The following is a 25,186-nucleotide window of genomic DNA, read 5'->3' on the forward strand; positions in this document are numbered from 1 at the left end:
GCTCTTCCCCTTGCGGGCAGGGCGGCGTAGGAAAGGCGCATGACACAGCAAATGACATATCCGGGCCACGCCCGAGCCATCACCGTGATGGGGCTTCCGCTTGTAGGCGGGCATCTGGGGCAGATCGCGATCGGGGTCTCCGATACGGTCATGGCGGGTTGGTACAGCGTAGAGGCGCTGGCCGCTGTCACCCTCGCCAGCACCTATTTCTTCGTGCTGCTGATCTTCGGGTCGGGCTTTGCATGGGGCGTGATGCCGCTGGTCGCCGCCTTTGACGCCGAGGGCGACGAGGTCGGCCTGCGCCGCGCCACCCGCATGGGCATGTGGCTGTCGATGGGCTTTGCCGTGCTGGCGCTGCCGCTGATGATCTGGTCGCGGCCGATCATGGCGTTGATGGGGCAGGATCAGGCGCTGGCCGATATGGTGGACGGCTATCTGTTCATCGCTGCTTGGGGCATCTTCCCCGCGCTGATGGTCATGGTGCTGAAAAGCTACCTCGCCGCGCTGGAACGCACACAGGTCGTGCTGTGGATTACGCTGCTGGCGGGCGTCGCGAATGTGCTGGCCAACTATGCGTTCATCTTCGGCAACTGGGGCGCGCCAGAGCTTGGCGTGCGCGGTGCGGCCATCGCCTCTGTCACGTCGCACAGCGTGTCGCTGGTCGCCGTGGTGATCTATGTGCTGTGGAAAATGCCGCAACACCAGATGTTTGTCCGCCTCTGGCGCCCTGATTGGGAGATGTTGGCCCGTGTCTTCCGCCTTGGTCTGCCCATCGGCTTCACAGGGCTCAGCGAGGTCGGGCTCTTTGCCGCCAGCGCCGTTATGATGGGTTGGCTGGGAACCGTGGCGCTGGCCGCCCACGGCATCGCGCTGCAACTGGCATCAATCACCTTTATGGTGCACCTTGGTATCAGCAACGTGGCTACGATCCGCGCAGGCAATGCCTATGGCCGCCGCGACCCGGCGCATCTGGCGCGTGGCGCGATCACCGCGACGGTGATGTCGGCGCTGGTCGCAGTGTTGACGATCTTTGTCTTCGTGATGTGGCCCGAACCGCTGATCAACCTGTTCATGCAACGTGACGAACCCGCGCGTGACCAGATCCTTGTGATCGGGGTGGGGCTGCTGGCGATGGCGTCACTGTTCCAGCTTGTCGATGGCGCGCAGGCCGTGGCCTTGGGCATTCTACGCGGAGTGCAGGACACCACAGTGCCGATGCTCCTTGCGGGCTTCAGCTACTGGATCGTGGGCATGCCCGCGTCGTATCTGCTGGGCTTTGTCTTTGATCTTGAAGGGGTCGGCGTCTGGCTTGGGCTGGTCTTTGGCCTTGGCGTGGCGGCGATCCTGCTGAACGCGCGCTTCTGGGGCAGCGTGCTGAAACGTCTGGGGCCAACAGACCCCGCAGCCGCGTAACACCACCTGCTGACTGGCAGCCGCCTAGGGCAGCCGCCTAGGGCAGCCGGTCGGCCTTCTTGCGTACCAATGTGCTGCGCAGATCATGCATCGCCAACAGCAGCGCGTCCGTGACGGCATCAAGCTGGTCGTCCGTGGCCTTTGACTGCACCCACTGCGTTGTCAGGTTCAGATAATCCACCGCACGGTGAATATCGTCGATGTCGCGTTGCGCCAGCACCTGTGCGCGCTCGGTCATCCACTGGCGGATACGCTCCAGATCGCCGTCCGACAGCACGCGATCGCCTTGGGGTTTGATCTCGCCGTTGCGGATGTTCACAACGGCGATCTGGTCCATCTCGATCCGCCGCTGGCGGTTCTCTGCATCCACGCGAAACACCGCCGCGCCATTCTCGCGCACGCGAAAGTAATACTCTGGCAGGTCGCTCGCCATGGGGGCTCCTTTACGGTCTGGCTTAGCTCAGCGCGGCGCAGAACTGCTGCAAACGGGTGCAGGCTTCTTTCAGCGCCTCGTCCGAGGTGGCATAGCTGATGCGGAAGTTCGGGCTCAGGCCGAAGGCCGCGCCAAAGACGACGGCAACACCGGTGTCTTCCAGCAGCGCGGTGGCGAAAACCTCGTCATCGGTGATGGTGACGCCCGACGGGGTGGTCTTGCCGATCAACCCTGCGATGGACGGATAGACATAGAACGCGCCTTCGGGTTTGGGGCAGACGATGCCGTCGATCTCGCTCAGCATATCCACCACCAGATTGCGACGGCGGGTGAACATCTTGTTGTTCTCGGCGATGTAATCCTGCGTGCCGTTCAACGCCTCCACCGCGGCCCATTGGCTGACGGTGCAGGGGTTCGACGTGGATTGCGACTGTACCTTGCGCATCGCGCCGATCAGCTTTTCCGGCCCCGCCGCATAGCCGATGCGCCAGCCGGTCATGGCATAGGCTTTGGACACACCGTTGACCGTCAACGTACGGTCATACAGCGCGGGCTCCACCTGCGCAGGCGTGCAGAACTTGAAATCATCATAGGCCAGATGTTCATACATATCATCGGTCATCACCCAGACATGGGGGTGACGCATCAACACGTCGGTCAACGCCTTCAGCTCATCCCAGCTATAGCCCGCGCCCGTGGGGTTCGAGGGCGAGTTGAAGATGAACCATTTGGTGTTGGGCGTGATCGCCTCTTCCAACGCCTCTGGGGTCAGCTTGAAGTCATTCTCCAGCGTCGCGGGGGCAATCACCGGCGTGCCACCGGCCAGCAGCACCATGTCGGGGTAGCTGACCCAATAGGGCGCAGGGATCACGACCTCTTCACCGGGGTTCATCGTGGCCATCAGCGCGTTGTACAGGATCTGCTTGCCACCCGTCCCGACGCTGACCTGAGACGGCGTATAGTCCAGCCCATTGTCACGCTTGAACTTGGCGCAAATCGCATGCTTCAGCTCGGGGATACCGTCCACGGCGGTGTATTTGGTCTTGCCCGCGGTGATCGCTGCGATACCGGCGTCCTTGATGTTCTGCGGCGTGTCGAAATCCGGCTCTCCGGCACCCAGCCCGATCACATCCTTGCCTGCGGCCTTCAGCTCGGCAGCTTTTTGGGTCACGGCGATGGTGGGCGACGGTTTTACGCGCGCAAGGGTCTTGGACAGCAGTTCCATTTCGGCCTCAGTTTGATATGTGTGCAGCACCCTCATAGGGCGCACCCCCGCACCGATCAAGCCAGATCGGTCCAAACAGGAGAGACGCAATGGCCGAGAACGAAGACTGGTACGCATCCGACGTGGCAACCTTTGGCGACCGGGTCGCCGCCGCGCGCGAGAACGCGGATATGACGCAAGCCGCGCTCGCCAAGCGGTTGGGGATCAAGCAATCCACCCTGCGCGGCTGGGAAGACGACCTGTCCGAACCCCGCGCCAACCGCCTGTCCACGCTCGCCGGGGTCTTGGGCGTGTCGATGATGTGGCTGATCAACGGCGAGGGCGAAGGCATCGACGCCCCCGATGACACCGCCGCCACCGACGCCAATATCAAAGAAGCATTGATCGAACTGCGCGACATGCGCGCCGATCTGCTGAAACGGGCCGAACAAATGGGCCGTCTCGAAAAGAAACTACGCCGGATTTTCAAAGGGAACACCCATGGCTGAGCTGCACGAACACAAGGTCAAACGTCTGCATATGCGCTCCATGCGGCGAGGTATTAAGGAAATGGATCTCATTTTACCTTCTTATGCCGCAACCCGTCTCGCGACGATGGATGACGCGGCATTGTCGCTCTATGACGACATGCTAAGCGAGAATGATCACGATCTTTATCAATGGGTTACGGGGCAAACACCTGCGCCCGAACCCTTTACCGCGCTGATCGCGGACATCCAGACCCATCTGGCGGCAAACCCGCTTTAGGCGCGGTTTCCCCTGCGGATGTCGGCCCCCGCGCGCCGACATCCGTCCGGTTTAACGATATATTTTATTTTTATCTTCAGCTTCCGCCCCAATCGCAATGTCGGAGTTGAATATGAGTATCCAAAACCCCATCCCCATCCCCCCGTCAGAGGCGGGATTCATGCAAAGCTACCTCGATGCGCTCGGGCTGGTTGAACGGCTGCACCGCCTGTTGCTGGACGTGATCAAGGATGAATTCGAACGCGTCGGCGTGCTGGACATCAACGCCGTGCAGGCGCTGCTGCTGTTCAACATCGGCGACAATGAAGTCACCGCCGGAGAGTTGAAAAGCCGTGGCTACTATCAGGGCAGCAACGTCAGCTATAACCTGAAAAAACTGGTGGATATGGGCTATATGCACCACCAGCGCTGCCAGATCGACCGCCGCTCGGTTCGGGTGCGGCTGACCGGCAAGGGGCGTCACATCAGCGGCGTCGTGTCAGACCTGTTTGGTCGCCACGCCAGCGGGCTGATGCACAAGGGCGCGCTGGGCGCATCGGGCATGGATGACATCACCCGCGCGCTCAAACGGATGGAACGCTACTGGACGGACCAGATCCGCTATATCTACTGACCGCGCAGGGCGGGCGGGGCTTCGTCAGCCAGTTGCGCCAGCGACAGCACCGCCAGCTCGCGCAACAGCTTGGTGGTCATGGCGGATTGATAGGCATCAAACCCCGCGGCGGGCAGGGCAAAGGCACCGGGGCCGGTGATCACCTCTGCCATGAAATACCCCGTCAGCGTGCTGTCCTCCCCCGCCGCTTCGACCACCAGCGCGTTCACCGTCAGATCTCGCCCGGCAAGCTGTCGTTTCACGTCACGGGGGCGGGGCCCAAGGTTGGATATCCCGTCGCCCGAGATATCAAGCGTGTGCTTCAAACATGCGGGCCGCTGCGCCAGATAGGCCGCCCCCGCTGCCACCGCCACGCCAAGCGCGGTGCCGGGCGACGCCGCCGCGCGCTCCACCTGCCGCAGCCCGTCGATCAGCTCTTGCAGGGCGGCGGCATCACTGATCGGTCGCCACGGGGCAATAACGCGCTGGTCTGTCGGGCCGCTCCACTCATAGACCAACAGGGACACCGGTGCCTCCGGTGCCGACAGGATCGCCGCGCGCACCGCCGGATCGTCCAGGGCCCCGGCGACCCCGTCCAATTGCAAGCGGTACTCCCGCGCATCGACGGACCCCGACACATCCAGCCCCAAGGCCAGGGCCTGCCGACACTCCGCCACGCCAGCCGACGCCCAAAGCGTTGCGCCGACAAGGGCCGCAACCCCGGCGCGGATCATCCCGCGTCCTCGACCACGGGCAGGCTGCCAATCGCAGGGGGCGTCAGCTCGCGTTCCAGCTTGATCCGCATGGCGCGTTCAAAATCCTCGAACCCGTTGGCGATCACCAGAAACGCACCGGGGCCGTGCAAGACCTCGCGTTTGTAAAAGGCGATCAGCCCCGTCTCGGCCTCGAAATCGGCGGCATTCACCACCAGCCCGTTGACCGTCACATCGTCAAAATCAAACGACCGATAGGCCAGCGGCGGGCCAAAGCCCTCGTTGTTCTGACCGTCCCCCGCCAGATCAATTGTCTTGTATAAACAACGCGGTGCCCGCGCCATGACCTCTGCACCAAACCCCAGCGCATAGCCCATGGCGGTGGGGAAATCATTATGACTGCGCTGGCTGCCCGCCACCACGCCCGCCGCGCGCTTCAGATCGTCGGGCGAGTCTATCATCTGCCAGTCGAGCACCATCTGCTGGTTATAGCGCCCCGACCATTCATAAACGGCCAGCGCCACCGGCAAGTCGCTGGCGAAAAACGCCCGCCGCACCGGGTCTGACAGCAACGCGGCGGCGGTGCCGCCACGCTGCAAACGGTCCTCGACCGCATCAACCGAACTGGACACATCCATCGCCAGCAGCAGCGCCAGCCGACACTCCGCCGCCGCAAGGGCCGCGGGTGCGACGCCCAGCGCAGTGGCAAGGAAGGTCGCCCGGATCATCGGCTTACCAATGGCCGGTGTTTTCCATGCTGGCCCAGGGTTCCTGCGGCTCCAGCCGGTCCCCTTCTTGCAGCAACTCGACCGACACATTGTCAGGCGACCGGATGAACGCCATATACCCGTCGCGCGGAGGACGGTTGATCGTGATCCCGTTCTCTTGCAGCATCTTGCAGGTTTCATAAATGTTTTCAACGGTATAGGCGAGGTGCCCGAAATGACGGCTGTCATCGGGCAGCGCATCATCGCCGTCCCAGTTATAGGTCAGCTCCACATCCGCATGGCCGTCGTCCTGCCCGGGAGGGCACATGAAAATCAGCGAAAACCGCCCATCCTCATTGTCGATCCGGCGGCGCTCTTTCAGGCCCAGCAGCTCGTAGAAGGCTTGCGATTTCTCCAGATCCTTGACGCGCACCATCGTGTGCAAATATTTGATTGGCATGGGTTGGCTCCTTTGCTTTCGTCTTCGACCTGCAGGGTAGCACGGCTGGCGGCGGTTGCCAGCGGATGTCAGAATTTTGACTGAAATCCCAATGAGACGGAAAACTCGCTCGTTTCGAACCGGCTGACATTGGATCGCGTCCGTCCGGCGCGTAAAGTCACACTGGGCGCAAACCCCGCATAGTCCACATCAGGTAACATGATGTTAACGTCCGCATAGGTTGCGTAGTCTTGCTTGCCACCGGGGACATCGAAAACCGCAAAATAGGTGTCATAGTCGGTTTTTCCCAAGGTTAATCCCGCGTTCACAACCGCCGGACCGATTTGATCGGCGAAGCTATAGCTTAACCGTAGAGATGCGGCTTGCGAGGCATAGTTGACGAAGTCGCTGTCGGTCTCGCGTAGATTGACGGAAACGCCGATACCATCACCCCAAGCGAGCCTGTGTTGGGACCCTACAATCAGTGACACGGTGTTACTGTCAAAGTAACTAGTTCGTTCACTAAACCGTCTTTCTAGCGTCGCGCCCATGGAAACCGAAGTCGAAGCAGACAGCTGCCAGCGGCGACCGACGCCAACACGCATGAACGAATAGCTGCGGTCGCCTCCTGACCAGTATTCGCCAAGCGATCCGGTTACATCGGCGCTTCCGCCCGCAGCGCCGACCGCGAAGGACTGCCGAAGTGAAACATCTGCATAGGTTGCTCCGAAATCACTGTTACGTGCTTCAGGTGCCAAATCATGCGACCCGCTATCAAGCGCCACACGTTGTACAAACAGGCGACCCGAAAGATCCGTCCGCGTCTTTTGAGTGCTCCGCAAACGGTAGCCGACGACCGCGTCGACGGTACCGACGATACCCGATAGGGCCTGCGCCGATCCGCTGAGCCGCCCGGTAAACGGCAAGCCGTCGATCACCTGCTGTGCGGTGTCAGCACCATTGTTGACATTGCTAGAGGGCTTCACCCCGCCTGTAATGGAAAAGCGAAACGGATTTTCACGCCGTACTCGGGCATAGTCACGCGCAAGCTGTTCTTCTATCTCCGGGGTCGGGGCGTTTTGAACGGCACGTCTAAGCCAAAGCTGAGTGAGGGTCGGGTGCCCATCTGCAAAGGTCAGCCGTGCTGCCAGTTCCGCGGCCTGAAACTTCTGTACCCTGTTGTCTGCATAGCGGTAGGCGCGGGCCGCAGACTTTCGCCCATCCGTTCCGTGCCCCATATCTGCATGCGCTGTGGCCAGAACATAGTGCGCATACGCCGAATGCGGGTCCGCGATCAGCAACCCTCGCGCGATCTGCGACGCCAGAGCAGGGCGTTCACCCTTCAGCGCATGGACCGCCAATGATCGGGCCTCTGGCAGGGACAACGCGACCGACTGCTCTGCCGCGACAGAGCCACTGTTCAGCAGGCAGAGCCCGGCCACTGCACAGCCGATGGCGCAATTGGCGAAAGACACGATACAGCCGCTCTATCGCTCGGGCTGATCGCAGATCGCGTCTTCACCGGGTTGGCCACATTGGGTCAGGACAAACGCGCCATACTCGATCGGTGTGCCCGATCCGCCCAGCGCAATGTGGTTCTCGGCGTGGATCACACCAGCAACTTCCGTGGCACCCGTGCCCCCGAAAATACCGCCGTATTCGCCGACCGCGTTGTTAGACTGTGACGCGGTCCCGAAGAAAGAGCCGTCTTCCGCGATGCCAGTGCTGTCCAGCGCGATGTTCTGCGCCTCGAAAGGGGTGGCGGAGTTGGGATCGTAAGCACCGCCTGTATCAAAGTCGGTCACCTTGCGATCATAGATGATCCCTGCAACCGCCGCGTCGGTAAAGTCGCCGGTCAGAACCACTTTGCCCGTCACTTCGGCGGCCTGACGCGACAGGGGGTCGGGGTCAGTCCCGTCTGCAACCGGTGCCAGATCTTCCCCGGACCCGGCTCCGTTCAGCAACCCGATGTAATTCCCCGCATAGGTCACCAGCCCGCCCTCGGATTGCGTGCCCGGTGCGACCGGCGCTGAATACGAGGTGTTGGAATATCCTGCGCCCGAAAAGACCTGCTCGAATTGCCCGCCCGTCATCACCACAGCGGCGCGGGTGCCATCGATGTCCTTCACATACGCGGTGACGTGGCGGTCCAGCGATCCGTCCTGCGCGGTGTAGGCTTCATATCCGTTGCGGTCCAAGCCGGGGCGGCGGCGATAATTGGCGGTGAACTCGCTATCATCTGCGGTGATACCCGTGATCGACAGCGTCTGGGACGCCGGGTCATAACTAAAGCTCTTGAGGTCGTTCGCCAGTTCTTCGGGGATGGCACTGGCACCCGTGCTCCCGTCAGTACCCGTGCCCGTATCTGCCTCTGTCTCGCCGTTAAACGGCGTGCCACTGCCACATGCTGCCAAAAATGCGCACAGCGCCAGCGCTGATGTCCCGAATTTCATAACTGTCTGCCTCGAAAATTTCTTGTTGATTGCCGCGACAGTCGCCAATCGCGCGCCCTGCTGTCAACGCTCCACCTTGCCTCGCGTGCATTTGCCGACAAAGTGCTACCCAAAAACAATACCGCATATGGCGGTTCCGGTGGCCTGCTGCCGCAGATATAGTAGACCCCGAATCCACGCCCATATGACAGGACGCCCCCCATGCCGATCAGCCCCGACCAACAAGCCGAAATCGACGCTCTGCGGGCAGAGCCGAAACAGACCCTGCGCGCCGTCTCCGAAGGGATGGAGGCCCATCTCTACAAGGCCATTCCCGTGCTCGACCACGGCTTTGTGCGCGTCATCGACTATATGGGCGACGATGCGGCGATCTGTCAGGCGGCCCGCGTCAGCTATGGGCGCGGTACGAAATCGGTGCAGAACGACGAAGGGCTGATCCGCTACCTGATGCGCCACTGGCACTCCACCCCCTTCGAGATGTGCGAGATCAAGCTCCACGTCAAACTGCCCGTCTTTGTCGCGCGCCAGTGGATCCGCCACCGCACCGCCAACGTCAACGAATACTCCGCCCGCTATTCGATCCTGGACCGCGAATTCTACATCCCCGAGCCGTCCCATGTGAACGCCCAAAGCGTGGTGAACAATCAGGGCCGCGGCGGCGTTCTTGAAGGGGCAGAGGCCGCCCGTGTGCTCGAAATCCTCAAGTCCGACAGCAACCGCGCCTATGACAATTACGAGGCGATGATCGCCGAAACCGGCCCCGACGGAGAACCGCAGGACGGTCTGGCACGAGAGCTGGCGCGGATGAACCTGCCGTCGAACATCTACACGCAATGGTACTGGAAGGTGGACCTGCACAACCTGTTCCACTTTCTGCGTCTGCGCGCCGATGCCCACGCCCAATACGAGATCCGCGTCTATGCCGATGCCATCTGCAACGTCGTCGCCGACTGGGTCCCCGCCGCCTACCGCGCCTTCGAGGATTACCGTCTAGGTGGCGCAACCATGTCCAATACAGCTCTTGAGTGTATCCGCCGGATGGTGAAGGGTGAGGAGGTCACGCAGGAGACCTCTGGCATGAGCAAGGGGGAATGGCGGGAGTTTATGGCGGTGGTTGAGTGAGGGGAATGGCTCACTGTTCTCTATTGTGAGGAGGATATATGCCAAAAGTATCAAAGAATCATCATTACATCCCAAGAAGCGTACTCAGGCAATTTTGCTTTGAAGGAGAGTCACTTCTCCTGTTTGATGCAATGCATAGAAATTTAGGATATCGACAGAAAAATGTTGAGAAAGCATTTCAGAAGTTTCATGCGAATACGATTGATTCCATAAGTGGGGAAAAGTCAGATTTTGTCGAGAAGTGGCTTGAGCGTGAAGTAGATGGCCCTCTCGCGGAAGTGCTGAATGCAGCTAAAACTAACCTGGATAGTTTGCTGACTAAGGAAGCTAAAAAGGTATTTGCAAAATACCTAGTCACGCTATTATTTCGTTCCCCTCGAGGGCGTAGTTTTTGGATGTCGGGGGCAACCACTGCACTTGACTTCGCGGACTCTATTCATTCGCTGTCGAGAACCCTTGATCCGTCCTTTGCTACAGGTTTGTTTAACGGAATCGCACCCGAAAACTTTAAGCAAGCTTTTGTTACTGCGATGCCTACTTTCGTCGGCGACGATGATATTGAAATGCTATTGGAGTGTGACCTGATATTCGGAATCCCAAAGGGCCATGAATTATTTTGCATTTCAGATTTTCCACATATGCGGTACGACGATCCCCGAAATGCATCGTCTGAATTGATGCATGAAAACTGGTGTATACTTAGTCCAAGACTGGCGCTTTGCTTTGTTAAGGACTGTAAGTTCGAATTAGAGGGATCAAAAATGTTTCTTCCCGACAGTTTTGTTAGGCGAATAAACTACGATTTCGCTATGCGAAGTCAGTACGTAGCATCAAACTGTCTCTGGCAATTACACAGAACTGTAAAGCATTTAGGGGAATTTGTTTCCGGCCGCGACCTAGCAGAGACAAGGCCAGAATCTTTTGAAGCATCAGGCGCTCTGTATTGAAACAACTATTCTCAAGTTTATACATTAAAAGGGCGTGCATAGCAAACTATCCCATCCCCGCTTTCCATTGCCCAATCTCCGATTGGGCAGCGCCCGAACCGCCCCCACGGGGCGGGTCAGCGGATGCAAAGCATCCGCGTCACCGACGGAGCGAAGGCTTGCCTTCGCGGAGTCGGCGCTTCGCTTCCACCCCTCGGTTCGGGCGCGGCGGTTCCTGTTTAGGTCACCGCCTACATCCCCGGCGAAATGCTTGCGCATTCCGCGTTCGAGACTTTGAACAGTCCACTGGACTGTTCAATCCGGCTTCGCCGGACCGTCTCTCACCCCCACACACGGGGCGGGTCAGCGGATGCATAGCATCCGTGTTACCGACAGAGCGAAGGCTTGCCTTCGCGGAGCAGGCGCTTCGCTTCCCACCCCTCGGTTCGGGCGCGGCGGTCCCTGTTTAGGTCACCCCATACATCCCCGGCGAAATGCTTGCGCATTCCGCGTTCGGCCCTTTGACCGGTCCACCGTACACTTCAACCTCAACCAAGCCGAACCAAACCTCACACCAGCGAACGCACCCCACCGCACGCCTGTCTAACCAAAAATAAACTAACAATAACAATTACTTAAGTTACCCATGGGTAACCCGAGCCCCGCTCCGCAGCCCGCGCCTCTGCCGGTACGCCGTACCAGCAACACACCCCTGGGGGGCAAAAAGGCTAGACTTGGCCGCTGACGCGGGGCAAATTAAGGGAAATTGAAAATAACGAGGGATATTATGCGTCTAACAACAGGAATGATGGCCGGATTGGGTCTGATGGGCGCGGTTCTGCTGCCCGCGCAGGTCTCGGCAGAGCCCAAGATCTATGCCTACCCGTCCTCGGCCAACTATTGCCCCGCAGGGCTTCAGCCGATCACCATTTCCGGTGTCATCTGCTGCGGCACGCCGAACACCAGCACCAGCTACCAGCAGATGATGGCGCACCCCGCGCCGAAAAAGCACAAGGTGCGCCACTATACGCCGCGTCCCGTCACCTATTCCTGCGTGCCGGGGGAAAAGGGCTGCCGCTAAGCCGCAGCCCCGCGTGCCTCTGCCCGCAAGACGACCAGAAAACCCGGTGTCCCTTGGGCATCGGGCTTTTTTACAGCAGTTCCAGATCCGTCGCCATCTGACGGCCATCGCGGCCCTCGGACATTTCGAAAGACACTTTTTGCTCGTCCGCCAGTCCGGTCAGCCCCGACCGTTCCACCGCAGAGATATGGACAAACACATCCGATCCGCCGCCCTCCGGCGCGATGAACCCGTATCCTTTGGTGGTGTTAAACCATTTGACTGTACCCGTTGGCATTTCTCAACGCTCCTCATTAATCGCTGTCACAGCGTCGAAAAATTGCTTTCGCCGCCTTACGCGATAAAAGGTTGTTCACCCGCGCCGGAAATCAAGAAATTTCGCGCTGCCCGATTATCTTAGGACATATGAAACCCCAAAAAAGTGAGGTGAGAATGCTGATCTACGGTCTGAAAAACTGCGATACCTGCCGCAAGGCGATCAAGGCACTGCCCGACGCGCAGCTGGTCGATGTGCGCAAGGACGGTGTCCCCGCCGACGTGCTGGCCCGCGCCCACGCGCAATTCGGCGCGGCGCTGGTCAACACCCGTTCGACCACATGGCGCGGTCTGGACGTGGCGGAACGCGGTGCTGATCCACTGGAATTGCTCGCGGCCCATCCCGCCTTGATGAAACGCCCCCTGATCGCGGTGGGGGAGGATCTGTTCCTCGGCTGGAACGACGCGACAGAGGAAAAGGTCAAAGCCGCGCAGTAACCCTCAGCGGCGGCGCGCTAGCAAGACGCGATCCAGCGCAACCGGCCCGCCGCCCTTGACCACCAACACCACCAGCAGCAGCACCCAAAGCCCGCGCTGGTCCAGAATGGTCCCGTCCGGCAGGCGGTCAAACCACTGGCCAAGCGCGCTCCATTGCCCGTGGCCGTATAGATCGGTGAGCGATTGCAGCACCACAAAGCCGATCATCCCCAAGGCCGCAAACCGTGTGAACAGCCCCAGCACAATCAACGCGGGCAGCACGAACTCCGCCAGCGTCCCCGCATAGGCCACCAGCCCGTGCCACGCCGATAGTGCAGTCGCGTCATAGCCCGCCGCCTCGAACGCGCGGGGGAAGATCTGGACATAGGCACCGGTGCTCAGCGTGAACAGACCGTCAAGCTTGGTCAGGCCGGAGGTAAAGAAATACTGCGTCAGCACCGCGGCGAACAAAAACCGCGCCAATGTGGGCAGCAGCCAGTCTTGTGCGGTGATCCAGCCGGTCGCGCGATCGTAAAGGGTGAGAGTCTTCAGCATCTTATCCGCCGTTCTTTGCGCAAAAAGCGCCGGTTGCAAAGCACAGGCCCAAAGCCGCGCCAAGGTCGAAATCGGGGTGCGTGGCCAGCGCGGTGTCATGGGCCTGATCAAGCGTGGCACCCCCAGCCAAGGCGGCGAACCATGCGCCGCCGCCGGGGGGCAACAGATGCGGGGCGGGGTCGAAGTCGGGACGGGTGATCAACACGTCCTGCGCCTGCATCTGCGGCTTGGGGGCATCCGCCTGCATGTTGAACCGCCAGATGTCATACAGCGGCCAGTCAGAGCGGAGCAGCACCGTCGCGGGGGCGGGGGGCAGCCGCGCCTGCATCATCGCGTCGGGCGCAATCTGCTGGAAGGCGGCAAGGTCGAAGGGCGCGCTGTCAGCGGCGTGATAGGACCGGCGGAGTGCCAGGTCGAGACGGGCGCAATCGGGCAGGTAACCCATCTTTGACAAAGGCGGTTGCGCGGCAAGAAACTGCGGAAAATCAGCGCCATAGTGCATCATTAACGGAGAGCTCGGCGGATGCGCACGCACAAAGGCGGGGGCGATCTGGTCGAAGTTCTGCGTGCCCAGAATCTTGACCACCAAGGGAAAGGCGCTGTGCAGCGCGCCGATCAGCGAATGGGTGACGTTGTTGCGGTAAACGTCATAGCGCGTGTCAGCGGGCGCGCCAGCGGCACCGCGCAGCCCCTCTGGGCGGTCCTGCGTCGGGTCCAGCAGGGGCCTACGAAACCGGTGCAGCGTGGTCATCGGGCCAGCACATCCGCCGCACGCTCTGCCTCGGCGCGCAGGGTCGGCCAATCGGGCACGTCATTGTCCCATTCCACCAGCACCGGCTTGGGGCCGGTACGGTCCAGCGTATAGGCCAGCAGATCCCAAACGGGATCGACCACGGGGCGGCTGTGGCTGTCGATCAGGAGCGGCTGGTTGAAACCGACGCTGTCTTCCTCGTGACCGCCGACGTGAAGCTCGCCCACGGCGTCTACCGGATAGGCGTCGATATAGTCGCGCGGGGAGAGGGCGAGGTTTTTCGCTGAAATGAAGACATTGTTGACATCCAGCAATAAACCACAGGAGGTCCGGTGGGTTAACTCGGCTAAAAAGTCAGTTTCAGACAAGGTGGATTCATCAAAGGCGAGATAGCTCGAAGGGTTTTCCAGCAGCATTTGACGCCCGATCGTGTCTTGTACCTGACTGATGTGATCCGCCACGCGGGACAGGGTGGCTTCGGTATAGGGGAGGGGCAGCAGGTCGTTCAGGAACTCGCTATCATGGGTGGACCATGCAAGATGTTCGGAGAAACTGGCAGGGTTTGCCCAGTCACACAGCTTTTTCAAACGGGCGAGGTGGTCGCGATCCAGTGGCATTTCGCCACCGATGCTCAGCCCGACGCCATGAACGGATAGGGCGAATTTTTCGGAAAGGGCGCGCAGTTGCGCCAGCGGGCGGCCGCCATCCCCCATGTAGTTCTCTGCATGGATTTCGATCCATTCAACTGGACCAGGATCGTCTTGCAGGTCTTTGAAATGCTGGGGTTTATAGCCGACGCCCGGGCTTGCGGGCAATGTGTCGAAACGGGTGGCACCGTCTGGCATAAGAGGCTCCCTATCCGAGGGGTCGTGTAAAGGGGCCTGCGCGGCGGCATGGGGCGTGCCGCGCAGGCGAAGGGTTTAGGCCGCCAAGGGCTTAGGCTGGCAGGTCGCGGTCCAGCGCTTCGAGGGAGCCCATACGCTCGGACCCGTCGGCCATTGCGGGCAGTTCCATGTCGGCGCAGGTGCCTGCGTCAACCAGTTTCCAGGCGTTGCCCTGGTAGTCGGTGACGGATGTGCCAGCGCATGTGGTGCCCGGGCCTGCGGCGCAGTCATTCTGACCGGCAAGCGCCACGCCGTAGCATTTTTCTTTCGACGCGGCGTTTGCTGCGGTCGAATGTGCGGACAGGGCAGCGGCAACTGCGCCTGCAACGGCGAGTGTTTTCATTGTGTTGGACATTGGTGTTTCCTCCTGAGGTTGGTTGCTTGTCGATAAGGACATTAAGCCGCGTGGGGTGCGACAAAGCTACTCACATCGGAGTGTGTCACGGAGGCGTCAGAAAATCGCCGGTTTTTTTGTAACAATTCGCGAGATTCCAGCGTTGGGAGGCGCAATTTTGAAACATAGTGACATGTTCGGGGCGCAAGTTCGTTGCGCCCCGAGGGGTTTGTTACAGTTTTCAGCCGCGTAAATCGGGCGGTGTGGCTTCGATGCCCAAGGCGTTCGCCACATCCGACAGCGCCTGAACCGAGGTCTGCTTTTCCCCCAGACGGCGGACGGACACGGTTTTCTCTTCGACTTCGCGCGCCCCGACCGCAAGGATCACCGGCACTTTACCGACCGAATGTTCACGGACCTTGTAGTTGATCTTTTCGTTGCGGATGTCGGCCTCGGCGCGGACGCCTTGCGCCTTGAGCGTGGCTACGACCTCGTGCACGTAATCATCCGCCTCGGAGGTGATGGAGGCGACGACGACCTGACGCGGGGCGAGCCAGAAGGGCAGCTTGCCCGCGTGTTCTTCGATTAGGATGCCGATAAAGCGTTCGAACGACCCCAAGGTGGCGCGGTGCAGCATGACGGGGCGGTGTTTCGCGCCGTCCGATCCGATATAGGTCGCGTCCAGCCGTTCGGGCAGCACGAAGTCCACCTGATGGGTGCCGCATTGCCAGTCACGGCCGATGGCGTCGGTCAGCACGAATTCCAGTTTCGGGCCGTAGAACGCGCCTTCGCCGGGGTTGAGCGTGGGTTCGATGCCTGCCTTGCGGGTGGCCGAGAGCAACGCCGCCTCGGCCTTGTCCCAGACCTCGTCCGAGCCTGAGCGTTTTTCGGGGCGGTCCGAGAATTTGACGCTGAAGTTTTCGAAGCCGAGGTCTTTGTAGATGCCCGACAGGAATTCGATGAACTTGGCGGTTTCGGCTTCGATCTGGTCTTCGGCGCAGAAAATATGGCCGTCGTCCTGTGTAAAGCCGCGCACGCGCATGATCCCGTGCAGCGCGCCCGAGGGTTCATAGCGGTTGCACGATCCGAATTCGGCCATGCGCAGGGGCAGGTCGCGGTAGGATTTCAGACCTTGATTAAAGATTTGCACGTGGCAGGGGCAGTTCATCGGTTTCAGCGCGTTGACCGATTTCTCGCGGGCGTGCTCCTCGTCCACTTCGACGATGAACATGTGGTCTTGGTATTTCTCCCAGTGGCCGGAGGCTTCCCAGAGTTTACGGTCCACGACCTGCGGTGTGTTCACCTCGACATAGCCGCCGGCGCGTTGCTTGCGGCGCATGTAGTCTTGCAGCTGGGTATAGATCAGCCAGCCGTTGGCGTGCCAGAAGACCTGACCGGGGGCCTCTTCCTGCATGTGGTAAAGGTCCATCTCGCGGCCCAGCTTGCGGTGGTCGCGTTTGGCGGCCTCTTCCAGCATGTTCAGGTGGGCTTTCAGCTTTTCCTTGCCGGTGAAGGCCACGCCGTAGATGCGTTGCAGCATGGCGCGGTCGCTGTCGCCGCGCCAGTAGGCCCCCGCGATGGACATCAGTTTGAACGCGTCGCCCGGCACCTGTCCGGTATGTTGCAGGTGCGGCCCACGGCAGAGGTCCTGCCAGTCGCCGTGCCAATACATGCGCAGCGGTTCGTCGCCGGGGATGCTGTTGATCAGCTCGACCTTATAGGGTTCGCCGTTGTCCTCGTAATGCTTGATCGCGCGCTCGCGGTCCCAGACCTCGGTCCGGACGGGGTCACGCTTGTTGATGATTTCCTTCATCTTCTTTTCGATCAGGCCAAGGTCTTCGGGGGTGAAGGATTCTTCGCGGTCGAAGTCATAGTACCAGCCGTCCTTGATGACGGGGCCGATGGTGACTTTTGTGTCGGGCCAAAGCTCTTGCACGGCGCGGGCCATGATGTGGGCGAGGTCGTGGCGCACCAGCTCGTTCGCTTGCGCTTCGTCGGCCATGGTGTGGATCGCGATGCTGGCGTCCGCGTTGATCGGCCATGCCAGATCGTAATGGGCACCGTCCACGGTGGCGCTGATCGCTTTCTTGCCAAGCGATTTGGAGATGTCGTTCGCCACGTCGCCCGCAGTGATACCTGCGTCGTACTGACGTGCGTTGCCATCGGGAAGAGTGAGGGTGATCTGGGCCATCTGGGCCTCCTCGTCGGTTTGGCGCCTACGAGACGCCCGGTTGCGGGTTATATGCGTCCGGCCTGTTTGGCGTCGGTGGTCTGGCTTGTCAATATCGCGGTGGGGCGCGCGGGCGCGGCGTGTGAAATGGGGCGCTGTCCTTTCCTTGGGGGCGCGGTGCCATAGATAACATCAGATTAACGGGTAGCGACGGGACGCGAAGACATGCAGGATGATGTGGCGCAGCGGGCGTTTGAGACGCTTTCAGGGGCAGAGGGCGACGCGCAGGATCTGTCGCCCCATGCGCAAGAGGCCGAGGCCCCGAACGCCCTGCGCCATATCGCCAGCCTGACCATGACCAAAGTGGCTGACGGGCTGATTGACCCCAAGCTCATGCTGTCGTGGCTGCTGACGGCGCTTGGTGCGCCTGCGGTCTATGCCGGGGCGCTGGTGCCGATCCGCGAGGCGGGGGCGCTGTTGCCGCAGATCGTCATGGCGGGCTGGGTGCAGGCGATGGCGCGGCGCAAATGGGCGTGGGTCGCGGGATCTGCGGGGCAGGGCATCTTCGCGGCGCTGATCGTGCTGGCGGCGCTCACGTTGGACGGATCAGCGGCGGGGCTGGCGATTTGCGCGGCGCTGGCGGGGCTGGCGGTCAGCCGTGCGGCCTGTTCGGTGTCGTATAAGGATATCCTTGGCAAGACCGTGGGCAAGTCGCGGCGCGGGTCGATCACGGGCACGGCGGGGTCTGTCGCCTCTGCCGGGGTGCTGGTGCTGGCGCTCTTGCTAATGTCGGGGTTGGTGCAGGATCGCGGCGTGGTGATCGCGGCGATCGGGCTGGCGGCCGCACTATGGGGCGGCGCGGCGCTGTTGTTTTCCACGCTGGACGAGGCCAAAAGCGAGGGCGGCAAGGCGACGCCTGCCAGTTTCTCTATCCTGAAGGAGGACGCGAACCTGCGGCGGTTCATTCTGGTGCGCGGGCTGCTGGTCGCAACATCGCTTGCGCCGCCGTATTTTGTGGTGCTGGCGGGGGGCGAGGATCAATCCGCCCTCGGCCAGCTTGGCGCGCTGGTGCTCGCCTCGGCCTTGGCGTCGCTGTTAAGCTCGTACGTCTGGGGGCGGCTGTCGGATCAATCGAGCCGCCGTGTGCTGATGTTGACCGGCATTGTCGGGGCCTTGGCGATGGGGGGTGCGGTGGCGCTGGCGCTGCTGGGGATGGCGACGCAGATCTGGGCCATGCCGCTGGTGCTGTTCATCCTGATGATCGCCTACCACGGGGTGCGGCAGGGGCGGTCTACCTATCTGGTGGATATGTCGCCCAAGGACCAGCGGTCGGCCTATGCCGCCGTGTCCAACACGGTGATTGGCGGGCTGCTGTTGGTCGCGGGCGTGGCGGGGGGCGGTGCCGCGCTGATCGGGCCGGTGGCAACGCTGGTTCTATTCGCAGTCATGTCCGCAGGGGCCGCGATTGCGGCGCTTGGGCTGCGCGAAGTCGAAGCGGCGGATTGATCGTCGGGGCCACGGGGCGTATGACTGGGGCGCGCATTTGATCCAAAGGGGTTCGCCCATGTCCAAACACAACCGCAACTTCGAGCTGACGATCAGCGATATCGACCTGATCGAGGCAGCGCTACATGTGACCAAACGCGATCTGTCGATGGATGCGCTGAATGACACCGCATCGATGCTGCCCGCCGATGCCGCCAAAGACAGCCTGCGCCGGATCGACGATCTGCTGGGCCGTCTGCACAACCAGAAAATCTTTTATCGCCCCGCCAAGGGCACCTATCTGGGGGGCTGAGGATGACGGCATCGATGTATCTGGAGACGCCTCAAGGGCGGCGGCTGGCCTATCACAAGACCGAAGGCACAGGCCCCTGCGTGGTGTTTCTGGGCGGTCTGAAATCCGACATGATGGGGACCAAGGCGGTATTCCTTGAAGACTGGGCCAAACGCGAGGGGCGGGCGTTCTTGCGGTTCGATTACTCGGGTCACGGGGAATCTTCTGGCGCGTTCACGGAGGGCTGCATTGGCGATTGGGCCGAAGACACATTGGCCGCGGTAGAGGCGTTGACCGAGGGCCCGATCCTGCCGGTAGGATCATCCATGGGCGGCTGGCAATCGCTGCTGCTGGTGCGCGCGCTGCCCGCGCGGATCGCGGGGCTGGTGACCATCGCCGCGGCCCCTGACTTTACCGAAGACGGCTATTGGGCCAGCTTCACCGAGGCGCAGAAAAAGACTTTGGCCGAGACGGGGCAGGTCGAACTGCCGTCCGATTATATGGAGCCTTACATCATCACCCGCCGGATGATCGAGGACGGGCGCAAGCAGCTGGTGCTGCGCGATCCGCTGCATCTGCCGTTCCCGACGCGCTTCCTGCAAGGCACCGCAGATACCGCCGTCAGCGTCGCCACAGCCGTGCGTCTGCTGGAACATGCGCAGGGGCCGGACATGCAGTTGCAACTGGTCAAGGATGCGGACCACCGCTTTTCCGACGACCGCTGTCTGGAGCTGCTGATCCAAGCGGTGGAAGAGGTCTCTGCCACGGCCTGAGGATAAGGGGCTTTGCCATGCGTAAACCGGCCAGCATGTGGAGCCTTGAAACCTTTGGGCGGGTCCGGCTGTCGCGGCATTTCTTTATGCGCGATTTCATGTACTCCGAGATCTCGGGGTTTCACGGGCAGCCCAATATCCCCGACAATCCCGATCTTGCCATCGAAAACGGACGGGCCTTTTGCACGACCCTGCTGGACCCGCTAGAGGAAACCTTTGGCCGCATCGCCGTGCGGTCGGGGTATCGGTCGGCGGCGCTGAATGCCTATGGCAACCGGCACAAGCTGAATTGCGCGGCCAATGACAACCCGATCGAATGTCACATCTGGGACCGTGGCGCAGGGGCGGGGGCGATTGCGGGGGCGACCATCGTGATCCCGTGGTTTGCCGACCAGTACGATCAGGGGCGCGACTGGCGTGATCTGGCGTGGTGGGTGCATGACCATCTGCCCTATTCCGAGATGTGGTTCTTTCCCAAGCTCGCCGCCTTCAACCTGACGTGGAGACCGCAGCCGCTGCGCAGCATCTCAAGCTATATCGCGCCGCGCGGGATGCTGTTGCGCGGCGGGAAGTCGCCGTCGGAGCCCTTGGCGCAGCGCCGTGCGCGCTATGGCGATTTTCCGCCCTTGCGTGGCATCGCCTATCCGTGATGAGGTGCGGCGCAGCAGCAGTGTCCCGAAGTGACGCGAATTTATGACTAGTGACAGGGACATACATGGCTGACCCTCTTGTTCTTCTGCCGGGCCTCATGTCTGACGCGCGGGTGTTCTGGCCGCAGATCGCCGAGCTGTCGGCGAAAACCGCTGTGACTGTCGGCCCGATTACCCAAGGCGAGCGGATCGAGGAAATCGCCTCTGGTCTGCTGGATCAGTTGCCCAAGCGTTTTGCGCTGGCAGGGTTGGGGTTGGGCGGTGCTGTCGCGCTCGAGATTTTGCGCCGTGCGCCGGATCGGTTGACGCGGTTGGCGTTGATCGATGCCAGCCCGCTGGCTGAGACGCCGCAGAGCGCCGCCGCGCGCGAGATGTTGATCGTCAAGGTCAAGTCGGGGCGGCTGGCCGATGCCATGCGCGAAGAGCTGAACCCCGTCTGGCTCGCCCCCGGTCCGGACCGCGCGGCGATTTTGGAGATTGCGCTGGATATGGCCGATACGCTGGGGCCGGAAGTCTATGTGCGCCAAGCCCGCGCCTTGCAACGGGCCCGCGACCAGCAGGCGGTATTGCGCAAGTGCAAGGTGCCGACGTTGGTGATGTGTGGCGAGGTGGGCAGGCTCAACCCCGTCAAACGCCATAGTTTCATGGCCGAACTGCTGCCTTATGCGATTTTGCGCGTGATCGAGGGGGCAGGGCATCTGCCGACGCTGGAACAGCCCGAAGCCACGACCGCCGCGATCAAGGAATGGTTGAAGATGCCCCTGACCCCTGCGTGATCGGGGCGGGTCAAGTGCGGGTTAGCGCAGCGCCTCGGTGATCGCCTTGCGCTGGTCACGCGGAACGATATGCACGGGGCGTTTGGGCGTTGCCGTGTCCGGATCGATAAAGGGGTTCACCTTCCAGCGGCCTGTCACCTTGGCCGCGGCCGCCCGCGACAGCGCCCCCCAGATCAACCGTGGCAGCCCTTCGTTCCGCAGCTTGCCCGAGGGCGTCGGGATATAGCCGGTGCCGACGATCGGCCCAAGCGGGGCAGGGTCGGACAGGGTGCGGGTCATGATGCTGGCAAAGGCGAGCTTGGGCTTGCGCAGCGTGTTGAACATCGGCGTGCCACAGCAAGAGGCATACCAGCGCAGCAGATTTGTCTCCCCGAAGGAAAACACCGACAATTTGTCGAAACCCTGATCGAAGTGGAACCTGTCGGGGGTGGTCTGGAACAGTTGGATCGCCCGTGGCGCGGGGTCGGGCTGGTCGAGGTAGACCTCGGCCGCGCGGCAATCGATGCAGTGGCATTGGGCGTGGCTGCCGCGCGCGGGTGTCACGCCGCGCAGGGTCCCTTTGACCGCGCCGCAGGCACAGGCAAAGGGCAGGTCACGCGGCGCGGCGGGCATTATGCCGTCGACTTCTGTGCGGGGATCGAGGTTTTACCCGCGCTGGCCGGGGCCGCAGGGGCCTTGGGGGCTGTCGCCTTGGCCGCGCGCTGGTTGTCGTCGATGAACTTCAGCACCAGCGGGCGGATATTCTCGCGCCAGCTTTTGCCGGCAAAGATCCCGTAGTGCCCTGCGCCGTCTTCAAGGTGGCTTGCCTTTTTGTCGTCGGGCAGGCCGCTGCAGAGGTTCAGCGCCGCGATACATTGACCGGGGGCCGAGATATCGTCCTTGGTGCCCTCGACCGTTTTGACGGCGACATCGGTGATCTTGCCGATGTCCACGGGCTGCCCCTTGATCGAGAAGCTGTTGGTGCCGATCTCGTTGTCCTTGAAGATCCGCTGAACGGTGGAGAGGTAGAATTCAGCGGGCATGTCCATCACGGCGAGGTATTCGTCGTAGAACTTGTTGTGTTTGTCGTGGTCGCCCGCCACCCCTTGTGCGACGCGCATGATCTGGTCGCGGAAGGCCTTGGCATGGGTTTCGGCGTTCATCGTGATAAAGGAATTCAGTTGCAGCAGGCCGGGATAGACCTTGCGGCCGACGCCCTGGTGCTGGAAGCCGACCTGCTGGATCATCATCTCTTGCAGCTGGTTCATGTTCACGCGGTGACCGAAATCCGTCACCTCTGTCGGGCTGGCCGCGGTGTCGATGGGGCCGCCGATCAATGTGAGCGAGCTTGGCTGCGCCTTGGGGTCCTGTTCCGCCAGATAGGCGGTCGCGGCGAGGGTCAGCGGGGCGGGTTGGCACACGGCGATGACATGCACGTCTGGGCCCAGATGGCGCATATAGTCAACGAGCCGCAGGGTGTAATCCTCTACGTCGAACTTGCCGGCGCTGACGGGGATGTCGCGGGCGTTATGCCAGTCGGTGATATAAAGGTCCGCGTCAGGGATCAGGCTGATGACGGTCGACCGCAGCAGCGTCGCATAGTGGCCCGACATGGGCGCGACCAGCAGGATCTTGCGCTTGGGCGCATCGCGGCCCTGTACGACGAAATGCACCAGATCGCCAAAGGCACCTTCCAGCTCTTTCTCGATCAGGACGGGATGGTCCGCACCATCAACGCCCACGGCGGGGGGGATATCCCAATCAGGTTTGACCACCATGCGCGAAAAGCTGCGTTCGGTCACTTCGCCCCATGCGGCCATCCAGTTCAGTGCAGGGTTCGGAATGGCGGCAAAAGCGGGATACGATGCCATCGCCAACGCCGTGGCACCCAGCCACTGGTTGGTGTTTCTCATCGTTTCCATTAAATCGTAAGATGCCATATACTTCATGTAAGGGGTCTCCTGTTGGGGGCCTTGTGCCCGGCATCTTGTCAGACCCTCCCCCAAAGGTCGGCGCGATGCTGCAGGTGCAAACATAGGGAGGAACGGTTAGCATGACAATAAAAACAACCAAGACCGACGCAGAGAGCTCCAAGGCACAGGAACGTATGGAGGAAAACCTGCGAAAGGTCGAAGCGCTTGGCGCGCGGCTGTCGCAGATCATGGTCGGGCGGGACACGCATCAGGCGAGTTTGGACGGCCCGAATCAAGAGCTGTTTGCAAAGGCCGCCGCGTCCTACTGGACCGAAGCCGTACAGAACCCCGCCAAGATGATCGAGCAGCAGGTGTCCTACTGGAGCAAATCCGTCGGCCACTTTATGGAGGCGCAGCAGGCGCTGGCCAAAGGCAAGCTGGCCGCGCCGGAAGATACCTCGCCCGAGGATCGCCGCTTTGCTAACCCACTGTGGAAATCGCACCCCTATTTCAACTTTGTCAAACAGCAGTACCAGATCAACGCAGAGGCCCTGGGCCAAGCGGTGGATCATGTGGCCGATCTGGCCCCGCATGAAAAGAAACGGCTGCAATACTTCAGCCGCCAGATCATCGACATGATGAGCCCGACCAATTTTCTGGCCACCAACCCCGATGCGCTGGAACGCGCTGTGGCGACCGAGGGCGAAAGCCTGATCCGCGGGCTGGAGAACCTGATTGCCGATCTGGAGGCGAATAACGGCGAGTTGATCGTGCGGCTGGCCGATGAAAGCGCGTTCGAACTGGGCCGCAACATCGCCACATCCCCCGGCAAGGTCGTCTATCGCAACAAGCTGTTCGAGCTGATCCAGTACAGCCCCAGCACCGAAAAGGTCGATGCCACGCCGATCGTGATCTTCCCGCCCTGGATCAATAAATTCTATATTCTTGATCTCAAGGCCCAGAACAGTCTGGTGAAATGGATCGTGGATCAGGGCTATACGCTGTTTATGGTGTCATGGGTCAATCCGGACCAAAGTCATCGTGACATCGGCATGGGCGACTATATCGAGGACGGGTTCCTGACCGCGATCCGCGAGGTCAAGGAGATCACCGCGCAGGAACAGGTGCACGCCGTAGGCTATTGCATCGCGGGGACCACGCTGTCGCTGACGCTGTCCCTGATGAAGCAGCGCGGCGATACATCCGTCAAATCCGCGACATTCTTTACCGCGCTCACCGATTTCTCCGATCAGGGGGAGTTCCAACCCTTCCTGACCGATGACTTTATCGACGGGATCGAGGCAGAGACCAAAGACAAGGGGATTCTGCCTTCGGTCATCATGGCGCGAACATTCTCTTTCTTGCGGTCGAATGATCTGGTCTATGGGCCCGCGATCAAAAGCTACATGCTGGGCGACACGCCTCCGGCCTTTGATCTGCTGTATTGGAACGGCGACGGGGCGAACCTGCCGCAGCGCATGGCGATGGAGTATCTGCGCGGGCTTTGCCAGCAGAACAAGCTGGTCGAGGGCGGCTTTGAACTGTTGGGTCATCGTCTGAAGCTGGAGGATATCGACGTGCCGCTGATCGCCATCGGCTGCGAGACCGACCACATTGCGCCGTGGAAAGACAGCTATCGCGGCGTGCGCATGATGGGCAGCGCGGACAAGACCTTTGTGATGACCCAATCGGGCCATATCGCGGGGATCGTGAACCCGCCGAGCAAAGGCAAATACGGCCACTACACAAACGACGACCTGTCGCTGGATCACGAGGACTGGCTGGAGGGGGCAAAGTTCCACGAAGGGTCGTGGTGGCCCCGCTGGGGCGCGTGGCTCGAGAATCGCTCTGACGGGAAAGTCGATGCCCGTATTCCGGGTGAAAAGGGCCGTGATACCTTGGGCGAAGCCCCGGGTACCTATGTGGTGCGCAAGGCAAGGGGCTGATCTGATTAGTCAATTTTTTATGGGGCGGCGGGCTGGAATGGCCTGATGCTGCATTGCAGAAAAAACTTGCAATGCCGCACCGCAGCATCTATCTA

At 61.2% G+C, this 25,186-nt stretch carries 29 protein-coding genes; 14 read left to right on the top strand and 15 right to left on the bottom strand.

The window, feature by feature from the left end:
• Positions 1 to 39: 39 nt before the first annotated feature.
• On the top strand, positions 40 to 1,413 hold the full coding sequence (locus AADW22_RS06675; RefSeq protein WP_005852382.1) for an MATE family efflux transporter: 1,374 nt from the start codon (positions 40 to 42) through the stop codon (positions 1,411 to 1,413).
• A gap of 37 nt (positions 1,414 to 1,450) precedes the next feature.
• Here AADW22_RS06675 and AADW22_RS06680 read toward each other — a convergent pair whose 3' ends face one another.
• Together AADW22_RS06680 and AADW22_RS06685 are read right to left on the bottom strand one after the other, a co-directional pair.
• The gene (locus tag AADW22_RS06680) at positions 1,451 to 1,846 is read right to left on the bottom strand and encodes a hypothetical protein (RefSeq protein ID WP_005852384.1); all 396 of its coding nucleotides are present in this window, start codon (positions 1,844 to 1,846) and stop codon (positions 1,451 to 1,453) included.
• A gap of 22 nt (positions 1,847 to 1,868) precedes the next feature.
• A complete protein-coding gene (locus tag AADW22_RS06685; protein ID WP_407474528.1) occupies positions 1,869 to 3,071 on the bottom strand; it encodes a pyridoxal phosphate-dependent aminotransferase in 1,203 nt (400 codons plus the stop codon).
• 89 nt (positions 3,072 to 3,160) lie between these two features.
• Between AADW22_RS06685 and AADW22_RS06690 the strand changes: the two genes are divergently transcribed.
• The 3 genes from AADW22_RS06690 (at position 3,161) to AADW22_RS06700 (ending at position 4,431) form a co-directional block, all read left to right on the top strand.
• Entirely contained in the window at positions 3,161 to 3,559 is a 399-nt protein-coding gene (locus tag AADW22_RS06690) for a helix-turn-helix domain-containing protein (protein WP_005852388.1), read from the top strand.
• Complete coding sequence (locus tag AADW22_RS06695; RefSeq protein WP_005852390.1) at positions 3,552 to 3,818, top strand: succinate dehydrogenase assembly factor 2; 267 nt, start codon at positions 3,552 to 3,554, stop codon at positions 3,816 to 3,818. Before AADW22_RS06690 ends, AADW22_RS06695 begins: the two co-directional genes overlap by 8 nt.
• Positions 3,819 to 3,930: 112 nt before the next feature.
• Positions 3,931 to 4,431 carry a MarR family winged helix-turn-helix transcriptional regulator gene (locus tag AADW22_RS06700; protein WP_037943810.1) on the top strand — a complete coding sequence of 167 codons (501 nt, stop codon included), beginning with the start codon at positions 3,931 to 3,933 and terminating at the stop codon, positions 4,429 to 4,431.
• On the opposite strand, the gene AADW22_RS06705 is transcribed toward AADW22_RS06700, so the two are convergent.
• The 5 genes from AADW22_RS06705 to AADW22_RS06725 all read right to left on the bottom strand — a co-directional run bounded on the left by AADW22_RS06705 (position 4,425) and on the right by AADW22_RS06725 (position 8,722).
• Entirely contained in the window at positions 4,425 to 5,144 is a 720-nt protein-coding gene (locus AADW22_RS06705) for a DUF1194 domain-containing protein (RefSeq protein WP_407474529.1), read from the bottom strand. The genes AADW22_RS06700 and AADW22_RS06705 overlap by 7 nt on opposite strands.
• A complete protein-coding gene (locus AADW22_RS06710; protein WP_407474530.1) occupies positions 5,141 to 5,851 on the bottom strand; it encodes a DUF1194 domain-containing protein in 711 nt (236 codons plus the stop codon). Before AADW22_RS06710 ends, AADW22_RS06705 begins: the two co-directional genes overlap by 4 nt.
• Before the next feature lie 4 nt (positions 5,852 to 5,855).
• On the bottom strand, positions 5,856 to 6,290 hold the full coding sequence (locus AADW22_RS06715) for a VOC family protein (protein WP_005852400.1): 435 nt from the start codon (positions 6,288 to 6,290) through the stop codon (positions 5,856 to 5,858).
• Positions 6,291 to 6,358: 68 nt separating this feature from the next.
• Positions 6,359 to 7,630, bottom strand: a complete 1,272-nt coding sequence (locus AADW22_RS06720; protein WP_407474531.1) for a tetratricopeptide repeat protein — start codon at positions 7,628 to 7,630, stop codon at positions 6,359 to 6,361.
• A gap of 126 nt (positions 7,631 to 7,756) precedes the next feature.
• Positions 7,757 to 8,722 carry a thymidylate synthase gene (locus AADW22_RS06725; RefSeq protein WP_407474532.1) on the bottom strand — a complete coding sequence of 322 codons (966 nt, stop codon included), beginning with the start codon at positions 8,720 to 8,722 and terminating at the stop codon, positions 7,757 to 7,759.
• A 201-nt stretch (positions 8,723 to 8,923) separates the two neighbouring features.
• Between AADW22_RS06725 and thyX the strand changes: the two genes are divergently transcribed.
• From thyX to AADW22_RS06740, 3 genes are all read left to right on the top strand, one after another.
• Entirely contained in the window at positions 8,924 to 9,844 is a 921-nt protein-coding gene (gene thyX, locus AADW22_RS06730) for an FAD-dependent thymidylate synthase (RefSeq protein WP_407474533.1), read from the top strand.
• Between the two features lie 38 nt (positions 9,845 to 9,882).
• Positions 9,883 to 10,791, top strand: coding sequence for a DUF4238 domain-containing protein (locus tag AADW22_RS06735; RefSeq protein WP_407474534.1), 909 nt, complete (start codon positions 9,883 to 9,885; stop codon positions 10,789 to 10,791).
• A gap of 766 nt (positions 10,792 to 11,557) precedes the next feature.
• Positions 11,558 to 11,851, top strand: coding sequence for a hypothetical protein (locus AADW22_RS06740; protein WP_235183766.1), 294 nt, complete (start codon positions 11,558 to 11,560; stop codon positions 11,849 to 11,851).
• A gap of 70 nt (positions 11,852 to 11,921) precedes the next feature.
• Here the strand turns inward: AADW22_RS06740 and AADW22_RS06745 are convergent, their stop codons facing one another.
• Positions 11,922 to 12,128, bottom strand: coding sequence for a cold-shock protein (locus AADW22_RS06745; RefSeq protein WP_005852411.1), 207 nt, complete (start codon positions 12,126 to 12,128; stop codon positions 11,922 to 11,924).
• 155 nt (positions 12,129 to 12,283) lie between these two features.
• On the opposite strand from AADW22_RS06745, the gene AADW22_RS06750 reads away from it, so the two are divergent.
• A complete protein-coding gene (locus tag AADW22_RS06750) occupies positions 12,284 to 12,604 on the top strand; it encodes an arsenate reductase family protein (RefSeq protein ID WP_407474535.1) in 321 nt (106 codons plus the stop codon).
• A 3-nt stretch (positions 12,605 to 12,607) separates the two neighbouring features.
• On the opposite strand, the gene AADW22_RS06755 is transcribed toward AADW22_RS06750, so the two are convergent.
• From AADW22_RS06755 to thrS, 5 genes are all read right to left on the bottom strand, one after another.
• Positions 12,608 to 13,138, bottom strand: coding sequence for a DoxX family protein (locus tag AADW22_RS06755; RefSeq protein ID WP_132996877.1), 531 nt, complete (start codon positions 13,136 to 13,138; stop codon positions 12,608 to 12,610).
• Between the two features lies 1 nt (position 13,139).
• Positions 13,140 to 13,889: a putative DNA-binding domain-containing protein gene (locus tag AADW22_RS06760; protein WP_407474536.1), complete on the bottom strand. Its 750-nt coding sequence runs from the start codon at positions 13,887 to 13,889 to the stop codon at positions 13,140 to 13,142.
• The gene (locus AADW22_RS06765; RefSeq protein ID WP_009826553.1) at positions 13,886 to 14,734 is read right to left on the bottom strand and encodes a DUF692 family multinuclear iron-containing protein; all 849 of its coding nucleotides are present in this window, start codon (positions 14,732 to 14,734) and stop codon (positions 13,886 to 13,888) included. Before AADW22_RS06765 ends, AADW22_RS06760 begins: the two co-directional genes overlap by 4 nt.
• 91 nt (positions 14,735 to 14,825) lie before the next feature.
• Positions 14,826 to 15,128, bottom strand: coding sequence for a DUF2282 domain-containing protein (locus AADW22_RS06770; protein WP_005852422.1), 303 nt, complete (start codon positions 15,126 to 15,128; stop codon positions 14,826 to 14,828).
• Positions 15,129 to 15,348: 220 nt separating this feature from the next.
• A complete protein-coding gene (gene thrS, locus AADW22_RS06775; protein WP_064217443.1) occupies positions 15,349 to 17,298 on the bottom strand; it encodes a threonine--tRNA ligase in 1,950 nt (649 codons plus the stop codon).
• 204 nt (positions 17,299 to 17,502) lie between these two features.
• Between thrS and AADW22_RS06780 the strand changes: the two genes are divergently transcribed.
• The 5 genes from AADW22_RS06780 to AADW22_RS06800 all read left to right on the top strand — a co-directional run bounded on the left by AADW22_RS06780 (position 17,503) and on the right by AADW22_RS06800 (position 21,253).
• A complete protein-coding gene (locus tag AADW22_RS06780; RefSeq protein WP_407474537.1) occupies positions 17,503 to 18,783 on the top strand; it encodes an MFS transporter in 1,281 nt (426 codons plus the stop codon).
• Between the two features lie 58 nt (positions 18,784 to 18,841).
• Positions 18,842 to 19,075, top strand: coding sequence for a hypothetical protein (locus AADW22_RS06785; protein ID WP_005852428.1), 234 nt, complete (start codon positions 18,842 to 18,844; stop codon positions 19,073 to 19,075).
• Between the two features lie 2 nt (positions 19,076 to 19,077).
• A complete protein-coding gene (locus tag AADW22_RS06790) occupies positions 19,078 to 19,827 on the top strand; it encodes an alpha/beta hydrolase (protein ID WP_407474538.1) in 750 nt (249 codons plus the stop codon).
• 35 nt (positions 19,828 to 19,862) lie between these two features.
• Positions 19,863 to 20,477, top strand: coding sequence for a hypothetical protein (locus AADW22_RS06795; protein ID WP_037963048.1), 615 nt, complete (start codon positions 19,863 to 19,865; stop codon positions 20,475 to 20,477).
• A gap of 65 nt (positions 20,478 to 20,542) precedes the next feature.
• The gene (locus AADW22_RS06800; protein WP_168592379.1) at positions 20,543 to 21,253 is read left to right on the top strand and encodes an alpha/beta fold hydrolase; all 711 of its coding nucleotides are present in this window, start codon (positions 20,543 to 20,545) and stop codon (positions 21,251 to 21,253) included.
• 21 nt (positions 21,254 to 21,274) lie between these two features.
• Here the strand turns inward: AADW22_RS06800 and AADW22_RS06805 are convergent, their stop codons facing one another.
• Both AADW22_RS06805 and phaZ read right to left on the bottom strand, forming a co-directional pair.
• Complete coding sequence (locus AADW22_RS06805; RefSeq protein WP_407474539.1) at positions 21,275 to 21,865, bottom strand: DUF6151 family protein; 591 nt, start codon at positions 21,863 to 21,865, stop codon at positions 21,275 to 21,277.
• A complete protein-coding gene (phaZ, locus tag AADW22_RS06810; protein ID WP_407474540.1) occupies positions 21,865 to 23,181 on the bottom strand; it encodes a polyhydroxyalkanoate depolymerase in 1,317 nt (438 codons plus the stop codon). Before phaZ ends, AADW22_RS06805 begins: the two co-directional genes overlap by 1 nt.
• Positions 23,182 to 23,285: 104 nt before the next feature.
• On the opposite strand from phaZ, the gene AADW22_RS06815 reads away from it, so the two are divergent.
• Positions 23,286 to 25,091, top strand: a complete 1,806-nt coding sequence (locus AADW22_RS06815; RefSeq protein WP_407474541.1) for a PHA/PHB synthase family protein — start codon at positions 23,286 to 23,288, stop codon at positions 25,089 to 25,091.
• Positions 25,092 to 25,186: the final 95 nt, after the last annotated feature.

It is taken from the genome of Sulfitobacter sp. PM12, assembly GCF_045586035.1.
In the GTDB taxonomy this organism is placed as follows: Bacteria; Pseudomonadota; Alphaproteobacteria; order Rhodobacterales; family Rhodobacteraceae; genus Sulfitobacter; species Sulfitobacter pontiacus.

What these genes read in the sequence shown, in the direction of transcription:
- AADW22_RS06700 (WP_037943810.1), top strand. Translation starts at nt 3,931, where the DNA reads ATGAGTATCCAAAACCCCATCCCCATCCCCCCGTCAGAGGCGGGATTC.
- AADW22_RS06785 (WP_005852428.1), top strand. Translation starts at nt 18,842, where the DNA reads ATGTCCAAACACAACCGCAACTTCGAGCTGACGATCAGCGATATCGAC.
- AADW22_RS06815 (WP_407474541.1), top strand. Translation starts at nt 23,286, where the DNA reads ATGACAATAAAAACAACCAAGACCGACGCAGAGAGCTCCAAGGCACAG.
- AADW22_RS06675 (WP_005852382.1), top strand. Translation starts at nt 40, where the DNA reads ATGACACAGCAAATGACATATCCGGGCCACGCCCGAGCCATCACCGTG.
- AADW22_RS06765 (WP_009826553.1), bottom strand. Translation starts at nt 14,734, where the DNA reads ATGCCAGACGGTGCCACCCGTTTCGACACATTGCCCGCAAGCCCGGGC.
- AADW22_RS06760 (WP_407474536.1), bottom strand. Translation starts at nt 13,889, where the DNA reads ATGACCACGCTGCACCGGTTTCGTAGGCCCCTGCTGGACCCGACGCAG.
- thyX (WP_407474533.1), top strand. Translation starts at nt 8,924, where the DNA reads ATGCCGATCAGCCCCGACCAACAAGCCGAAATCGACGCTCTGCGGGCA.
- AADW22_RS06795 (WP_037963048.1), top strand. Translation starts at nt 19,863, where the DNA reads ATGTGGAGCCTTGAAACCTTTGGGCGGGTCCGGCTGTCGCGGCATTTC.
- AADW22_RS06805 (WP_407474539.1), bottom strand. Translation starts at nt 21,865, where the DNA reads ATGCCCGCCGCGCCGCGTGACCTGCCCTTTGCCTGTGCCTGCGGCGCG.
- thrS (WP_064217443.1), bottom strand. Translation starts at nt 17,298, where the DNA reads ATGGCCCAGATCACCCTCACTCTTCCCGATGGCAACGCACGTCAGTAC.
- AADW22_RS06690 (WP_005852388.1), top strand. Translation starts at nt 3,161, where the DNA reads ATGGCCGAGAACGAAGACTGGTACGCATCCGACGTGGCAACCTTTGGC.
- AADW22_RS06710 (WP_407474530.1), bottom strand. Translation starts at nt 5,851, where the DNA reads ATGATCCGGGCGACCTTCCTTGCCACTGCGCTGGGCGTCGCACCCGCG.
- AADW22_RS06680 (WP_005852384.1), bottom strand. Translation starts at nt 1,846, where the DNA reads ATGGCGAGCGACCTGCCAGAGTATTACTTTCGCGTGCGCGAGAATGGC.
- AADW22_RS06800 (WP_168592379.1), top strand. Translation starts at nt 20,543, where the DNA reads ATGGCTGACCCTCTTGTTCTTCTGCCGGGCCTCATGTCTGACGCGCGG.
- AADW22_RS06755 (WP_132996877.1), bottom strand. Translation starts at nt 13,138, where the DNA reads ATGCTGAAGACTCTCACCCTTTACGATCGCGCGACCGGCTGGATCACC.
- AADW22_RS06705 (WP_407474529.1), bottom strand. Translation starts at nt 5,144, where the DNA reads ATGATCCGCGCCGGGGTTGCGGCCCTTGTCGGCGCAACGCTTTGGGCG.
- phaZ (WP_407474540.1), bottom strand. Translation starts at nt 23,181, where the DNA reads ATGAAGTATATGGCATCTTACGATTTAATGGAAACGATGAGAAACACC.
- AADW22_RS06715 (WP_005852400.1), bottom strand. Translation starts at nt 6,290, where the DNA reads ATGCCAATCAAATATTTGCACACGATGGTGCGCGTCAAGGATCTGGAG.
- AADW22_RS06695 (WP_005852390.1), top strand. Translation starts at nt 3,552, where the DNA reads ATGGCTGAGCTGCACGAACACAAGGTCAAACGTCTGCATATGCGCTCC.
- AADW22_RS06750 (WP_407474535.1), top strand. Translation starts at nt 12,284, where the DNA reads ATGCTGATCTACGGTCTGAAAAACTGCGATACCTGCCGCAAGGCGATC.
- AADW22_RS06780 (WP_407474537.1), top strand. Translation starts at nt 17,503, where the DNA reads ATGCAGGATGATGTGGCGCAGCGGGCGTTTGAGACGCTTTCAGGGGCA.
- AADW22_RS06790 (WP_407474538.1), top strand. Translation starts at nt 19,078, where the DNA reads ATGACGGCATCGATGTATCTGGAGACGCCTCAAGGGCGGCGGCTGGCC.
- AADW22_RS06740 (WP_235183766.1), top strand. Translation starts at nt 11,558, where the DNA reads ATGCGTCTAACAACAGGAATGATGGCCGGATTGGGTCTGATGGGCGCG.
- AADW22_RS06745 (WP_005852411.1), bottom strand. Translation starts at nt 12,128, where the DNA reads ATGCCAACGGGTACAGTCAAATGGTTTAACACCACCAAAGGATACGGG.
- AADW22_RS06725 (WP_407474532.1), bottom strand. Translation starts at nt 8,722, where the DNA reads ATGAAATTCGGGACATCAGCGCTGGCGCTGTGCGCATTTTTGGCAGCA.
- AADW22_RS06735 (WP_407474534.1), top strand. Translation starts at nt 9,883, where the DNA reads ATGCCAAAAGTATCAAAGAATCATCATTACATCCCAAGAAGCGTACTC.
- AADW22_RS06685 (WP_407474528.1), bottom strand. Translation starts at nt 3,071, where the DNA reads ATGGAACTGCTGTCCAAGACCCTTGCGCGCGTAAAACCGTCGCCCACC.
- AADW22_RS06770 (WP_005852422.1), bottom strand. Translation starts at nt 15,128, where the DNA reads ATGTCCAACACAATGAAAACACTCGCCGTTGCAGGCGCAGTTGCCGCT.